We start from the raw sequence: 14,535 nt of genomic DNA, 5'->3' as shown, positions 1-14,535 counted from the left end.
ATAATTTAATATTACAAATTATTAAATAAATAGAGTCCCTATGGACGGGTGAACAGTACCATGACGACCCATCCAGAAGGCCACTGCCGCTCCTGTGGCGAACCCCTCCGTTTCCGGCCGTGTCTGAACTGCCAGCGTTCGGGACACCCGCCCGAGTACGCGATCGACTGACTCGCCGACCGGTCCGAATTCGGAAGCGAACCATCGAGGAGACGTCCGCCGAACGGTTCCCGAGCCGATACGAAGAGAAAGCTATACTTCCTGGGCAGTCCTCGTCGTCGCAATGACCGAGACGACAACGATCCAAGCGCCGATGCCGGGCGTGTTCTACCGCCGCTCCGATCCCGACGACCCACCCTTCGCCGAACCCGGTGATAGGGTCGAGGCAGGCGAGACGATCGCGCTCATCGGCGTGATGAAGAACTTCAACGACGTCACGACGGACGTCTCGGGGACCGTCCGCGAGTTTCTCGTCGAGAACGAAGCCGAGATCAAAGCCGGCGACGACCTCGCCGTCATCGAGGTCGAGTAGGGTTTCGAACCCAGTTATCGACCTCTACGCACTCAGTCTTCGAGCGCCGGTGCGGTTTCGGGCGGTCGACGGGGAGTCGCTTTCTGCTCGTAGGCGTACGCGAGCCCAACCAGCGCCGATTCGTCGTAGGGCTTACCGATGAGTTCGACGCCCACGGGGAGGCCCTCGTCGGTGAGGCCGGCCGGCATGGAGACGGCACAACAGCCCGACTGGGAGGCGATGACGGTGTTCGTCGGGAACGTCAGCGTGTCGAGTTCGCCCGCCTCGATGGAGGCCGCCGTCGGCGGGACGACCTGCACGTCGGGACACAGCAGTACGTCGAGGTCGTGGTCGGCGTAGACGGTAAGCACCGCGCGCTGGAACGACATTTGGGCGGCGACCCGCTCCCAGTACTCGGGGTCGCTCTCGGGGTCTTCGGGACCGTCTTCGGCGATCCCGATCAGGAGATCGAGGATCTCGTGGTACTGACCCGACTCGTACAGTTCTTCGACCGAGTCGACCGGGGCGTCCTCGCGAGCGGCGAAGAACTGGTTGAGATCGCGTTTCGACTGGACGATATACAACGAGGTCCGCTCTATGTGTTCGTCAAGCGAGGGGATCTCGACGGGATCGATGATCGCGGCTCCGGCCTCCGCCATCGTCCCGATGGCCTCGTCGACGAGTCGGGTGACGGGGCCGCTGTCGGGGTCGTCGGAATCGCCGAACGCGCCTCGTAGGACGCCGATCCGCGCGCCCTCTAAAGAACTAGCATCGAGCGCGTCGGTGTAGGAGACCCCCTCGACGAACTCGGTGACGGCGGTGTACTCGTCGGCCGGGTCGTAGCCGACAGCAACGTCGAGCACGGTCGCGAGGTCCGCGACCGTCCGCGTCATCGGCCCCGGAGTGTCCTGCGAGACGACGAGCGGCGACATCCCCGTCCGGCTGAGGAGGCCGGGAGTGACGCGGATCCCGAAGAGGTTGGTGTACGCTGCAGGAAGACGGATCGATCCACCCGTATCCTCGCCGATGCCGACGGTCGCGAGGTTCGCGGCGACGGCAGCGCCGGTTCCGCTGCTCGACCCGCCGGGGTCGCGCTCCAGCGCGTAGGGGTTTTTGGTCCGGCCCAGCACTGACGAGTAGCCGAACCACGAGGTCGCCCAGTCCGGGAGGTTCGTCTTCGCGAGGACGACCGCTCCCGCTTCTCGTAGCTTCTCGACCAGCGTTGCGTCGGCACTCGGCTGATACTCGGAGAACGCCTCGGAGCCGAAGGTCGTGCGTACCTCGGCCGTCTCGACCTGATCCTTGATCGCCATCGGGATCCCGTGGAGCGGGCCGACGAGCTCCTCCGACTCGAAGGCGGCGTCGAGTTCCTCGGCCCGTTCGGTCGCGTGTGGGTTCACCGTGACGATCGCGTTGAGCTCCGGGCCGTTTCGGTCGTACGCCTCGATCCGTTCGACGTACTGCTCGACGAGTTCGCGACACGTGAGCGTCCCCAACTCGTAGGCGTCGTGAACCTCTTCTATCGTCGCTTCGGTGATCTCGAATTTCCCTGTCATCGATTCTCGTACCCCTAGTCCTCGGCGGTCCGATTAAGCGTATTGTGCGGAAACCAGCAGATAGACCCTCTCTTCGATTGCTGCGGACGAAAGCTATAGTGCACCCGCCCGTCAACCCTCCACATGGTGCGGGTCGATATCAACTGTGACATGGGTGAGAGCTTCGGGAACTGGGAGATGGGACGCGACGAGGAGGTGATGTCCTACATCACCTCGGCGAACGTCGCGGGCGGCTACCACGCCGGGGACCCCCACGTGATGGACCGGACCGTCGCCCTCGCCCGCGAACACGACGTAGGGATCGGCATCCACCCCGGCCTCCCCGACAAGATGGGTTTCGGCCGGCGGAAGATGGACCTCACGCCCGAGGAGATGACCGACTACGTCGTCTACCAGCTGGGCGCACTCGACGCCTTCGCGCGGGCCAACGGCGCGACCATCCAGCACGTCAAACCCCACGGCGCGATGTACTCGATGCTCTCAGAAAGTCCCGACCACGCCCGCGCAGTCATGGAGGGGATCCTCGAGGTCGATCCCGAAATCGTCTATCTCGCGACGGATACGAACATCTACGAGGTCGCCCGGGAGTTCGACTCACTGCGGGCGGTCTTCGAGGGCTACGTCGACCTCACCTATCGTGCGGATCGCAGCCTCATCGTCGAACGGAAGAAGGAGTCGCTCGACCCCGAACTCGTCGCGGATCGCTTCGTGAGCATCGCCCTCGATGGCGAGGTCGAAGCCGCAGACGGCAAGATTATCGACGTGCCCGCCGAAAGCATCTGTATTCACGGCGATACGCCCAACTCCGTCGAGATCCTCGAAGCGATCCACGAGCGGATCGCGGCCCACGACATCGAACTCGCTCCCCTCTCGGAGATTGTCTGAGTCGCCTACTCCAAGGCCTTTCGAATCGTCGCCAACCGCTCGCTTCGTTCCTCCCTCGCCGCCAGTGCCTCCTCGACCGTTACGGACTCGAACGAGACGGTGCCGTGGGTCGGGCGCTGGGCGAGGCGGTCCCGGTCGGGGCTGATGACCGTGGCGACCGTCGCGTAGCCCCCGCCGGTCACCGCATCGCGCATGACCACGATCGGCTCGTCGGGGACTTGGATCGAGCCGACGGGGTAGCCCAGGTCGACGACGTTCGAGGGGTCCGGTCCGGCGCCGAAGGGCTGTTCGCGCTCGACGAACTCGATATCGATTCCGTCGGTGAGCCGGTAGCCGACGCGGTCGGCCTCCGCGCCGACTTTCCACTCGGCGTCTAGAAACGCGCTCTTGCACTCCTCGGTGAGCCGGTAGTCACACAGCCCCATCACGATCCGGATCGGGTCGTCCTCGCCATAACTCGGTCGATGACTCCCCTCGACGGCGCTCCCGGCCCGGCCGCTCCGGTCCCCGCTCTCCCCGAGTGCGAGCGAATCGCCCGCTTCGAGCGCCCGGCCCTCGTGGCCGCCCAGCCCGATCAAGGTGTAGGTCGAGCGACTCCCCATGATCTCGGGGACGTCGACCCCGCCAGAGACGGCGAGATAGGTCCGTGTGCCTTCGGTCGCGAACCCGAATGCCAGTTCGTCGCCCGCCTCGACGGCGACCGCCTCCCACAGGGGGATCGGCTCCCCGTTGAGCTCCGGGGACATGTCCGGCCCGGTGACCGCGATCACCCGACTGTCTCGGAACTCGACCGTCGGCCCCTGATAGGTGCATTCGAGGGTCGCCGCTCCCTCGGGGTTGCCGACGAGGGCGTTCGCCACGTCGTGCGCGAACCCGTCCATCGCGCCGGAGGGCGGCATCCCGATGTGGTACTGGCCAAAGCGTCCGGTGTCCTGGACCGTGGTCGAGAGGCCGCCATCGCGGATCTCGATGCTCATTCGAGGGCCTCCACGAGCTCGCGGTTGTACTCGTAGGGTCGCTCGAAGAACTCGCCCGGGACGAACTCCGTTTGCTCGTACGTGTACTCGTAGGTCCCCGCCTCGACGCGCTCCCTGATGGCGTCGTACTCCTCGCGGTCGATTTGACGGAATTTGATGATGTCGCCCGGATCGAGAAAGACCAGCGACTCCTCGAAGCCCGGCAGTTCCTGCTCGACGTCGAGCACTTCCACGGGGGTGCGCCCGAACAGCTGATAGCCGCCGGCCCCCGGGACAGGGTAGATCGCCGTAAACGCCCCACCATAGCCGATCGCCCGGCTCGGGGTATGGGTCCGCGGGGCGACGTATTTGGGCACCTCGATCTGCCGGTCGCGGGGCACCATCTGGAACGCGAAAGGGAGCCCCGGGACGAACCCCATCATCGTCACCATGTGTGGCTGGCCCGAATGGGCCTCGATGAACGCCTCGACGCTCTCGTAGCCGTTGATCCGCGCGGAGTACTCGAGGTCGGTCGAATCGGGATCTTGATGGCGTTCCCGGAAGTCCATCAGCGCCTCCTCGGTCCACGGGTCCTCGTAGAGGACGGGGATCTCGATCACGCGGGTGTCCCAGCGGTAGTCGGTCAGTTCGACCGATTCTTCTAGTTCCCGTAGCTCCTCGATCAGTGCGTCGGGATGGAGGGTTTCGGGATCGAACTGGATCAGATACGAGGCGTTCGCCGGACAGATCTCGTTGATGCCGTCGAGATTGCGCTCGCGGATCTGCTGGGTGATCGCCATCGCCCTGAAGTTGGCGTCGAAACTCATCTCTTCGGCCAACTCGACGAACACGTGGTCGTCGCCGCCGTGTTCGTAGCGGACGTCGGTGAGCTCCGTCCGCCCAATGGTTTCTGCTGGCATACACCGAACCGGTTTCGGCGGCGGGGCTATATACTCTCCTCGACCGTCCGGGTTTCCGGCATATCGCCGGACCACAACTGCGCGCTTATATCGCCGGTCCGCCTACGGGGCGGTATGTTCGACCGGGTGCTGATCGCGAACCGGGGAGAGATCGCCGTGCGGGTGATTCAGGCGTGTTACGACGCCGGCGTGACGCCGGTCGCCGTCTACAGCGACACCGACGAAACGGCGAAACACGTCCGGCTCGCGGCCGAAGCCCACCACATCGGCGCTTCGGTCGCCCGCGAGAGCTACCTCGACCGGGAGGCGATCCTCGCGGCCGCCCAGGAGGCGGACGTCGACGCGATCCACCCCGGCTACGGCTTCCTCGCCGAGAACGCCGCCTTCGCCGCCGCCGTCGAGGACAGCGAGTTCGCCTGGATCGGCCCGCCCAGCGACGTGATGGCCGACTTCGGCGAGAAGACCCGCGCGCGTACGCTCATGGCGCGGGCCGACGTGCCGATCGTCCCCGGGACGACCGACCCGGTCCCCGACGCCGAGGAAGTGCGAGCGTTCGGCGAGGAACACGGCTATCCGGTCGCGATCAAGGCCGAGGGCGGGGGCGGCGGGCGGGGATTGAAGGTCGTTCGCAGTCCTGACGAAATCGACGCGGCCTTCGAGGAGGCCCGTCGCGAGGGCAAGGAGTACTTCGACAACCCGAACGTCTACGTCGAGCGGTATCTCGACGACGCACGCCACATCGAGGTGCAGGTGCTCGCCGACACCCACGGCAACGCGATCCACCTCGGCGAGCGCGACTGCACCCTCCAGCGCCGCCAGCAGAAGCTCATGGAGGAGACGCCCGCGCCCGGGTTGAGCGACGAGGAGCGAACGGCGATCTGTGAGGCCGCCCGCCGCGGTATCGCCGAGAACGACTACGTCAACGCCGGTACCGTCGAGTTCCTCTATCAAGACGGCGACTTCTACTTCCTCGAAGTCAACGCCCGGATCCAGGTCGAACACACCATCACCGAGGCCGTCACGGGGATCGACCTGGTCGGCTGTCAACTGCGGGTCGCCGCCGGCGAGAAACTGCCCTACACGCAGGACGACATCGATCCTCGGGGTGTGGCCATCGAGTTCCGTATCAACGCCGAGAACCCAGCGGAGTCGTTCGCGCCGATGCCCGGAACCTTGGAGACGTACCGCCCGCCGCGTGGCTTCGGCGTCCGCGTCGACGACGGCGTGGATCAGGGCGACGCCATCAGCCCGTACTACGACTCGATGATCGCGAAGTTCGTCGCCACCGGCGCGGATCGCGAGAAGGCGATCCGGCGGGGACAACGCGTTCTGCGCGAGGCCGAAATCGAGGGGGTTCCGACGACGATCCCGTTCCACCGCGAGATGCTCGCCGACGAGGTCGTTCGCGCGAACGACCACACGACGACGTACGTCGACGGACTGTTCTGACCCGTCGGCCGGCTACGACCGCTCGTCGTGGCGTTCGGTCCGATATCGCACCTCCCGGCCGTAGCCGAAGGCGTCGGTCCGTGCGGTCGAATCGCTCCCGGAATCGCCTGCAGTCGCGGCACTATCGGCCTCGCTTCGTGTCCTGGGTGCGAGGCTCGAAATGGTGTAGCCGACCGCGAGCGCCCCGAGGACGGAGCCTGGCCCGAACTGGAAGAGCGTGTAGCCTTCGAACAGCTGGTGGACGGCAAAGCGACCGCGAGCGCGAGCATTCCGGCGTTCACGCGCTCGTAGCCCACCGCCCCGTGGACGAGCGGGCCGAGCACGAGCACGCATTAGGCGAGCCCGCCCACTAGACCGGTGCGGATGGAGATCGAGAAATAGGAGTTGTGCGAGGTGTAGCCGCCGGCGCCATCGGGGAGATACGGCGCGATCGCCTCCCGCGTCCCGACGATCCCCTGTCCGAGCAGCCCCGAATCGCGATACACGGCTTCGAAACCGGCACGCCAGAGCACGAAGCGGTTCGCGGGATCGATCGGAAGAACCGAGTAGTAGAGCAGCCCGAGAAAGACCGGGACGGCGACGGCGATGGCCACCGACACCACCGGTAGGAGCCGTCTGTCGAGAGGAGATCGGTGAGTTTGTCCATAGGATACCGACCGTTCGATACGGTTCGTTGATCCTTCGTTATGGGGTATCAAATAGCTGTATGTACGACCCGGCCAGTTGTCCTAACCGGATACCGGGTGGAAACTTCTCGCACGCCACCGAGGGCGGTTCGTCCCGCTCACTCGAAGCGCCAGTTCGTCTCCATCGCCGGCGCGTTCGCGAGCGTCTGATACACCACGCAGTACTTCTCGGTCGCCCGCTGGAGCGAGGCGGCCGTTTCGGCCTCTACGTCCCCGTCGACGGCGATATCGAGGCGGATCTCCTCGAACCCTACCGGCACGTCCTCGTCGATCCCCATCGTGCCCCGCAGGTCCAGATCGCCGCTGACCTCGGTTTCGATCGAGACGTCGAGGCCGAACGCGTCGGCGACCGCCTGCGCGGTGAGTTGGGAACAGGCCGCGAGCGCCCCCAGAAGCAGGTCTCCCGAGCACGCACCGGTCCCCGGTCCCGCCGCGCCCTCATGGAGTTCGGCCTCGTAGACCGCCCGCCCGATGTCGACGTCACACGAGCGGACGTCCGCCTGCTCGCTGCCGGTCGCCGAAAGCGTGATCTTCGCGGCCTCGGGGTTTTCGGTGTACTCCTCCTTCAGCGGTGCCTGCTCCTCCTGTAAGGTACTGTCTGCCATGCTTTTTCGTCTATGTCGCGATACTACTTAGTCGCTGGCGACGGCGCGCTCGAAACCGGCGTTCGTCACCCCCTTCACAACGCTTAGGAGCGGTCCGGGGGAGTGTCGGACGTGACTCCCCTCTCGGACCCCACGAAACGCCGGTGGCTCGCGTGGGGAGCGCTCGCGACGGTCTTCCTGCTGGTAAACCTCCACCGGCTCTCGACGGCGGTCCTCTCGGGACGCCTGAGCGCCGATTTCTCCCTGACGGCCGCCCAACTCGGGACGCTGCACGCCTCGTTTTTCCTCGTCTACGCCCTCGTCCAGATCCCGACCGGAGTGCTCGCCGACCGGGTCGGCCCCCGCCACGTCGGGTCGGCCGGCGCGGCCGTCCTGAGCGTCGGCGCGGTCGGGTTCGCGCTGAGCGACGGCTACCTCGTGGCGCTGCTCTCGCGGGGACTCGTCGGGCTGGGAAGCGGCGTGATCTTCGTCTCGATCCTCCGGTTCTGTGCGAACTGGTTCCGGACCGACGAGTTCGGGACGATGACGGGGCTGACCGCCGGCGTCGCCGGCCTCGGGGCGATACTGGCGACGACGCCGCTCGCGCTCGCGGCCGCGAGGATCGGCTGGCGACGGACAGTGTTGGGGCTCGCGGCCGTCGGCCTGCTCGCCGCTATCGCGGTCTACGTTCTCGCGCGGAGTTCGCCCGCCGACGCCGGTCTCGACCCGATCGAGGGCGTGCCCGAACAGCCCTCGGTATCGCTCTCGGGGACCGCCGCCTACCTGCGTGCGCTCGCGACCGACCTCGACCAGTGGCTCCTCTCGATCGTCTTCTTTTCGGGCATGGGGACGATCCTGACGCTCATCGGGCTGTGGGGCGTGCCGTACCTCGTGGTCGTCTACGGTCTCGACGTGACGACCGCCTCGTACTACACCCTGCTGGGGTCGGTCGGCCTGCTGGTCGGGCCGCCGGCGATCGGCTGGCTTTCGGATCGGATCGAACGCCGACTCCTGCCCATGAGTGTCGGCCTCGCGCTGTTCGCACTCGCGCTCGGGGTCGTTCCGATCGTCGGACGACCGCCGCTTTCCGTCGTCGCTGGCGTCTACCTTCTCTGTGGCTTTCTCGTCGGGTCGGCGGTGCTCGCCCTCTCGGTCGTCAAGGAGCGGTACCCGCCCGAGGCCAGCGGCGTCGCCACCGCGACCGTCAACACCGCAGGGTTCGTCGGAGCGACGGTCTTTCCGACGGCGATGGGCGTGGCGCTCGACGCCTACAGAACGGGCGACGTCGTCGGCGGAACGGTCGTCTACACCGAGTTCGGCTACCGGGTCGCCTTCGCCATCATCGCCGGCGCGGTTGCGATCGCCTTCCTGTGTTCGCTGTGGCTGCTGGCCCGAAAGCCGACGCCTGCGTAGATCCGTGCGACCGTAGACCGGCCAACCGGACGGCCACCAAACAGCCTTGACCATTCGTCCCCATCGACAGGTATGGTCAGGGAGACGGACGAACGGCTCCTCCTCGACGAGGTCGACCGCGGAATCTTGTACATGCTCCAGGAGAACGCGCGCACCACGACCCACGACGAGATCAGCGCGGCCGTCGGCGTCTCGCCGAGCACCGTCCGCAACCGGATCGGACAGCTCGAAGACGCCGGGATCATCGAGGGGTACATGCCTCAGATCGACTACGAACGCGCGGGTTTCCCGCTTCACGTCCAGTTCGTCTGCACCGTTTCGGCCTCCGAACGAAGCCAACGGGCACGGGAGGCCCTAACGGTCAACGGCGTCGTGAGCGTCCGCGAGACGCTCACCGGCGAACGGAACCTCGTGGTCGAGGTCGTCGCCACCGGGACGCGCGACCTCGGGACCATCACCGAGACGCTCAACGACCTGGAAATGACGATCCATACGTCCGACATCGTCACCGGCTCGTACAACCAGCCGTTCAACTACTTCAAATCGGATTCGGATGTAACTGAACAGGCCCCGTCGAACGAGATATATGACGAGTAAATAGTGCTAAATAATCTCCCTACTCCCGTATTAGTGTGTAATCCGCAACTAGCTGTGCGGTATCAACAACGCTTATACTCTTGGGGTCCGTTCGGTGGGTAGGAAGGGTCGGGGAATACGAAGTAGTGCCTCTGACGCCGGTCCCTTCCGCTTCTGGTCGGGCGTACTCGGGGATCGCTCCCGTAAACGGGCGGCCCGACGAGTACGATCCTGCCTGATCCCGGTGGAACTAACCTGTCTTCGCTCCTAGCGGATAGCCCCTTCGAATATCCATGTTACCAATACTCATGAGCGCGGGGGACGGAGGGGAGGTATGGAACCGACGGCGCTCGTCGACCGGACGCGACGCGAGGGGACCGGTGTCGAGTTCGACCGCCGGGTTGAAGCGCAGGCGACAACGCTCCGGCAGGCGTTCGTCTCGGGTGCGTTTGATCCCGGTTTCTCGCTCGGACTCGAACTGGAGGGGTACGCCGTCGACGCCGAGGGTCGCCTCGCCCCCGTCCCCGACGGGGTCTTCGGGTCGATCTGCGAGCGCGAACTCGGCCGGCACAACGCGGAGCTGAACACCCCGCCGACGGCGTTTACGGCCGCCGGAATCGACGCCCAGTTCGTCGCTCTCGAGGAGCGTCTCTTCGGCCTCCGGCGGGCGCTCGCCGAGACCCGTCTGGGGTTCGTCACCGACGGAATGTGGACGATCCCGCCACCAGAAGGCGCAAACACGTACTTGAGTGCCCGCCACGATGAGGACGGCCATTCGGTCTCGCCGAACATCGCGCCGAAAGCCCGCTACCACGCGCTCGACGCCGACATCACCGCCGACGGCCCGGTCGACCTGACCGTTCCGGGCTGTTCTCGACGGTTTCCGACGATCCTCGTCGAGTCGCTCGCGACCTCGATGCAGGTCCACCTGCAGGTCCCCACGGCCGAGTTCGCCAGCTACTACAACGCGGCGCTGCGGACCGCCGGACCGGTGGTGGCGCTGGCGACGAACGCCCCCTTCCTGCCCGCCGACCTCTATACGGAGCCCGATCCCGCCGTCGTCCTCAATGGGCCGGCCGAACTCCGGGTTCCGGTCTTCGAGGCGATGAACGTCCGCGAGCCGGGGAAGGTGCGATTCCCGCGCGACGTCGACGGTCCGGGGGACGTCCTCGACCGACTGCTCGCGGATCGGCGCTGTGTCCCGTGTCTGTCCGAGTGGTTCGAGGGACGCGAGGGGTTCGGGGCCGAGTACTGGGAACTGCTCCACAAGCAGGGGACTTACTGGCGGTGGATCCGCCCGATCTTCGGCCCCGAGGGGTTGCGCATCGAGTATCGGCCGTTGGCCGCCCAGCCGACGGCCGCCGATACGGTCGGGTTTCAGGCGCTCGTCGCCGGTCTGCTGTTCGGGATCGTCGACGGCGAGCACCCGCTTTCGGCGCTCCCGTGGGCCGATGCGCGGGACGCCTTCTACGCTGCGGTCGACGACGGGATCGACGCCCGACTGGCGTGGCTCACCCGCGAGGGGGAACCGACTGGCGATCCCCGGCGGATCTACGACGACCTGTTCACGCTCGCCCGTGAGGGGCTTCGGGCCCGTGGGCTCGCCCCCGACCGGATCGACGCGCTGCTCGCGCCCGTTGAGGGACGCTGGACCGAGCGGACGACGCCGAGCGTCTGGAAGCGCACGCGGGTCCGCGAGCGCCTCGCCGACGGTGCGAATCTCGGGACCGCGATCGAGGACACACAGCGGGAGTACATCCGGCGGGCGGCGACCGGCGAGCCCTTCATTACATGGTTAGAGTAGCCCGCGCCGGTGGGGGCGAGGAGAGGAGTTATGTGGGCGGGTTCGGACGGTCGAGTATGAACGCCGAGCGGATGGACGCGCTGCTCGCGCCCGACTCGATCGCGGTCGTCGGCGCGAGCCCCGACTCGTGGTACGCCTCGAACCTGATCGAGAACCTGGACGCGTACGGCTACGACGGCGAGGTCTACTACGTGAATCCGGGCCGCGAGGAGGCGTGGGGCCAGCCGTGTCACGACTCGATCACCGACGTGCCGGCGACGGTCGATCTCGTCGTCGTGAGCGTCCCCCGCGAGCACGTCCTCGGGGTCGTCGAGGACGCCGGCGGCATGGACGTCCCGAGCGCGCTGGTCATCACCGCCGGGTTCGCCGAGGCCGACGACGAGGGCGCGAAACTCGAAGCGGAGTTGGGCGAACTGGCCGAGGAGTACGGGATGGCGATCTGCGGGCCCAACACCATCGGGCTGGCGAACACCCACGACGAGACGGTCGTCACTTCGACCTGTTCGCGAAAGCCCGGAAAAGGCTCCATCGGGTTGGTGAGCCAGTCGGGCGCGCTCGCGTTTACCACCTTCTACGAGCGGGCGGCCGACGAGGACATCGACTTCGCCTACATCGTCGCGACCGGCAACGAGGCCGCCCTCTCGATTACGGACTACGTCGAGTTCATGGCCGATTCCGAACGCGTCGAGGCGATCTGTGCGTACATCGAGGGGGTCGACGACCCCCGCCGGTTCGTCGAGAGTGCGGGAACGGCGGTCCGCGACGGGACCCCCGTCCTCGCGACGAAGGTCGGCCGATCCGCCGTCGCCGAACAGGCCTCGCTCTCGCATACGGGGTCCGTGACCGGCGACGCCGCCGCGTGGGACGCCGCCTTCGAGCGCGCGGGCGTCGAGCGCGTCCCCGACATCCCCGATCTGCTCGGTAGATCGCGGGTCCACACGGCGTTCGACCCGCCCGAGAGTGCGAACGTCTGTCTCGCCTCGACCAGCGGCGGGCTCGCGAGCCTACTGGCCGACATGGCCGCCGAGCGCGACCTCTCGTTGCCCCCATTGGACGGCGAGACCGAGCAACGGCTCCTCGACATGGAGGATCTCCTCACGTTCGGCGCGATGCACAACCCCGCCGACATCAGGGGGTATGGTGCGGACGTCCTCCCCGAGATCGCGGAGACGCTGTTCGCGGACGACGCCTTCGATGCCTACGTCTTCGCGGTCGGACTGCCCGCGGTCGGCGAGCGCGCCGAGGGGATCGCTGACGCCATGCTTCGGGTCAGAGAAATGGCCGACGATCCCGTGCTCTTCCTCTGGACCGGACGCAAGGAAAGTGACAGGGGCGACTCGCCGCTTCCCTACGAGCGGGTGCGCCGGGAGACGCCGCTGTACTACGACCCCAGTCGGTGTCTCGACGCGCTTTCCTCGCTGGTCGGCTTCGGCGAGCGAGCGGGGAGGAAGCCAGCGCGGTCGCTGACCGACCTCCCGAACATCGAGACACCGGCGCTTCCCGCCGAGCGAGTGCTGACGTGGGACGAAGGATCGCGATTGCTCGAATCGGGCGGTATCGAGCCCGCCGAGACCCGCCTCGCGGGATCCCCGGAAGAGGCGACCGAGTACGCGGAAGCGATGGGCGGGCCGGTCGTCCTGAAGGTCGACGCCCGGGCGCTCCCTCATCGCAGCGACGCGGGTGCGGTCGCCGTCGGCGTCGCCCCCGAAAACGCGGCCGAGCGGTACGAAGAGGTCGTGGGGAACGCCCGGCAGTACATGAAGAACGAGAGGAGCGAGACGACTATCGAGGGGGTTCTGGTTCAGGAGCAGGCGGATCTCGATTCGACCACCGAAGTCCTGGTGGGCGTCTCACATGACGAGAGTTTCGGGCCGGTTCTCACCGTCGCCCCGGGCGGCGAACTCGTCGAGCTGTTCGGCCCCGATGCCGGCGTGACGCTACTTTCCCCGGTCGAGCCCGCCGAGGTCCGCGCGGCGATCACGGACACGCCGCTGGGCGACCTTCTGAGCGGGTATCGCGGCCGACCGCCGGGCGATTTCGACGCGCTGGCCGACCTCGTCGCCCGGGTCGGCGACCTCGCGGTCGGCGCACAGGCACCGAGAATCGACGAACTCGACTTGAATCCCGTGCTCGTCCATCCCGAGGGTGAGGGCGTCTCGGTCGTCGACATCCTCGTCCGAACCGGGGCCTAGAGGTTCGGAAGTACCTCCTCTCCCATCAGTTCGATCGACTCGCAGGCCCGATCGTAGGGGAGGCCGGGCCAGTGTGAGCGCACGGCGACGTGGCTCGCGTCGAGTTCCTCCTCGTAGCGTTCGAGCTCCGCACAGACCTCTGCCGGGGTGCCGAGGACGAACCGGTCCTCGGCGAGTTCTTCGAAGGGGCGGTGGAGGTCCTCGGTGTCCTCCATCGCCTCGTCCTGACCCCACGAGACGTAGCGCCGGTACTTCTCCTCCAAATGCTCGCGGGCGACCGAAACGGCCTCCTCGTGGGTCGGCGCGACGAATGCCTCGCGGATCACCGGCACCTCCGAACCCTCCCCGCGCTCCTCGCGAACCGGGTCGTAACACCGCGATTTCTGCTCTTCGATCTCTCCGACCGTCGCGTGGGGGTTGACAAGCCACGCGTCGGCGAGACGGGCGGCCCGCTCGACGGCCCGGTCGGCGTTCGCGGCGAGCCAAATGGGTATGGAATCCTCGGGCTGAACGGGGATCGTGGCCTCATCGACCGAGTAGAACTCCCCGTCATGGGTGACACCCTCCTCGGTCAGCAGTCGCCGGGTGAGTTGCAGACCCTCGATCAGTCGGGGGACGCGTTCGGCCTTCGGGATCCCGAAGGCCTCGAACTCGGCGTCGCGGTAGCCCGCACCGACGCCAAACGCCGTCGGGCCGTCGTGGAGCGCGTCGATGGTCGCGATCTGCTCTGCGATCTCGACGGGGTGGTAGAAGGGCAGGAGGATGATCCCCGTCGCGATCTCCATGTTTTCGCATTCGCCGGTGAGGCGCGCGAGGAATGGCAACAGCTGCAACTGCGTGAAATCCGAGAGGTAGTGCTGGCCCGCCATCACCTGATCGAAGCCGGCCTCCTCGGCGGTCTTCGCGATCCGAAGCATCCCCTCCCGAAGCTCCCGACCCGTCTCGCTCGCGGCGGTCTGTGGGTTGACGTAGATTCCGAATTTCATGGCACGGAATCCCTCGC

General features: G+C 66.7%; 14 protein-coding genes. 7 read left to right on the top strand and 7 right to left on the bottom strand.

Annotated features, from left to right (window positions below; translation table 11 throughout):
- Positions 1-283: 283 nt before the first annotated feature.
- Positions 284-532, top strand: a complete 249-nt coding sequence (locus tag HAPAU_RS13025; RefSeq protein WP_066383444.1) for an acetyl-CoA carboxylase — start codon at positions 284-286, stop codon at positions 530-532.
- A 32-nt stretch (positions 533-564) separates the two neighbouring features.
- Here HAPAU_RS13025 and HAPAU_RS13020 read toward each other — a convergent pair whose 3' ends face one another.
- Positions 565-2,067, bottom strand: coding sequence for an amidase (locus tag HAPAU_RS13020; RefSeq protein ID WP_066383443.1), 1,503 nt, complete (start codon positions 2,065-2,067; stop codon positions 565-567).
- A 123-nt stretch (positions 2,068-2,190) separates the two neighbouring features.
- On the opposite strand from HAPAU_RS13020, the gene HAPAU_RS13015 reads away from it, so the two are divergent.
- Complete coding sequence (locus HAPAU_RS13015) at positions 2,191-2,952, top strand: LamB/YcsF family protein (RefSeq protein WP_066383440.1); 762 nt, start codon at positions 2,191-2,193, stop codon at positions 2,950-2,952.
- 5 nt (positions 2,953-2,957) lie between these two features.
- Here HAPAU_RS13015 and HAPAU_RS13010 read toward each other — a convergent pair whose 3' ends face one another.
- Together HAPAU_RS13010 and HAPAU_RS13005 are read right to left on the bottom strand one after the other, a co-directional pair.
- Positions 2,958-3,929, bottom strand: coding sequence for a 5-oxoprolinase subunit C family protein (locus HAPAU_RS13010; RefSeq protein WP_066383436.1), 972 nt, complete (start codon positions 3,927-3,929; stop codon positions 2,958-2,960).
- Positions 3,926-4,828, bottom strand: a complete 903-nt coding sequence (locus HAPAU_RS13005; protein ID WP_066383434.1) for a 5-oxoprolinase subunit B family protein — start codon at positions 4,826-4,828, stop codon at positions 3,926-3,928. Before HAPAU_RS13005 ends, HAPAU_RS13010 begins: the two co-directional genes overlap by 4 nt.
- 114 nt (positions 4,829-4,942) lie before the next feature.
- Between HAPAU_RS13005 and HAPAU_RS13000 the strand changes: the two genes are divergently transcribed.
- Positions 4,943-6,277, top strand: coding sequence for an acetyl-CoA carboxylase biotin carboxylase subunit (locus tag HAPAU_RS13000; protein WP_066383432.1), 1,335 nt, complete (start codon positions 4,943-4,945; stop codon positions 6,275-6,277).
- A gap of 12 nt (positions 6,278-6,289) precedes the next feature.
- Here the strand turns inward: HAPAU_RS13000 and HAPAU_RS12995 are convergent, their stop codons facing one another.
- The 3 genes from HAPAU_RS12995 to HAPAU_RS12985 form a co-directional block, all read right to left on the bottom strand.
- Positions 6,290-6,610: a hypothetical protein gene (locus HAPAU_RS12995; RefSeq protein ID WP_245634104.1), complete on the bottom strand. Its 321-nt coding sequence runs from the start codon at positions 6,608-6,610 to the stop codon at positions 6,290-6,292.
- On the bottom strand, positions 6,610-6,876 hold the full coding sequence (locus HAPAU_RS12990; protein WP_066383431.1) for a hypothetical protein: 267 nt from the start codon (positions 6,874-6,876) through the stop codon (positions 6,610-6,612). The genes HAPAU_RS12995 and HAPAU_RS12990 overlap by 1 nt, the downstream gene beginning before the upstream one ends.
- Before the next feature lie 185 nt (positions 6,877-7,061).
- Entirely contained in the window at positions 7,062-7,568 is a 507-nt protein-coding gene (locus tag HAPAU_RS12985) for an OsmC family protein (protein ID WP_066383430.1), read from the bottom strand.
- A gap of 111 nt (positions 7,569-7,679) precedes the next feature.
- Between HAPAU_RS12985 and HAPAU_RS12980 the strand changes: the two genes are divergently transcribed.
- The 4 genes from HAPAU_RS12980 to HAPAU_RS12965 all read left to right on the top strand — a co-directional run bounded on the left by HAPAU_RS12980 (position 7,680) and on the right by HAPAU_RS12965 (position 13,532).
- A complete protein-coding gene (locus HAPAU_RS12980; protein ID WP_066383729.1) occupies positions 7,680-8,960 on the top strand; it encodes an MFS transporter in 1,281 nt (426 codons plus the stop codon).
- A 72-nt stretch (positions 8,961-9,032) separates the two neighbouring features.
- On the top strand, positions 9,033-9,557 hold the full coding sequence (locus tag HAPAU_RS12975; protein ID WP_066383427.1) for an Lrp/AsnC family transcriptional regulator: 525 nt from the start codon (positions 9,033-9,035) through the stop codon (positions 9,555-9,557).
- A gap of 313 nt (positions 9,558-9,870) precedes the next feature.
- A complete protein-coding gene (locus HAPAU_RS12970) occupies positions 9,871-11,340 on the top strand; it encodes a hypothetical protein (RefSeq protein WP_066383425.1) in 1,470 nt (489 codons plus the stop codon).
- A 56-nt stretch (positions 11,341-11,396) separates the two neighbouring features.
- Entirely contained in the window at positions 11,397-13,532 is a 2,136-nt protein-coding gene (locus HAPAU_RS12965; protein WP_066383423.1) for an acetate--CoA ligase family protein, read from the top strand.
- Here HAPAU_RS12965 and HAPAU_RS12960 read toward each other — a convergent pair.
- Entirely contained in the window at positions 13,529-14,518 is a 990-nt protein-coding gene (locus tag HAPAU_RS12960) for an LLM class flavin-dependent oxidoreductase (protein WP_066383420.1), read from the bottom strand. The genes HAPAU_RS12965 and HAPAU_RS12960 overlap by 4 nt on opposite strands.
- Positions 14,519-14,535 lie beyond the last annotated feature (17 nt).

Source organism: Halalkalicoccus paucihalophilus (assembly GCF_001593955.1).
Taxonomy (GTDB): domain Archaea; phylum Halobacteriota; class Halobacteria; order Halobacteriales; family Halalkalicoccaceae; genus Halalkalicoccus; species Halalkalicoccus paucihalophilus.
This window is presented reverse-complemented; position numbering and strand designations above follow the sequence as displayed.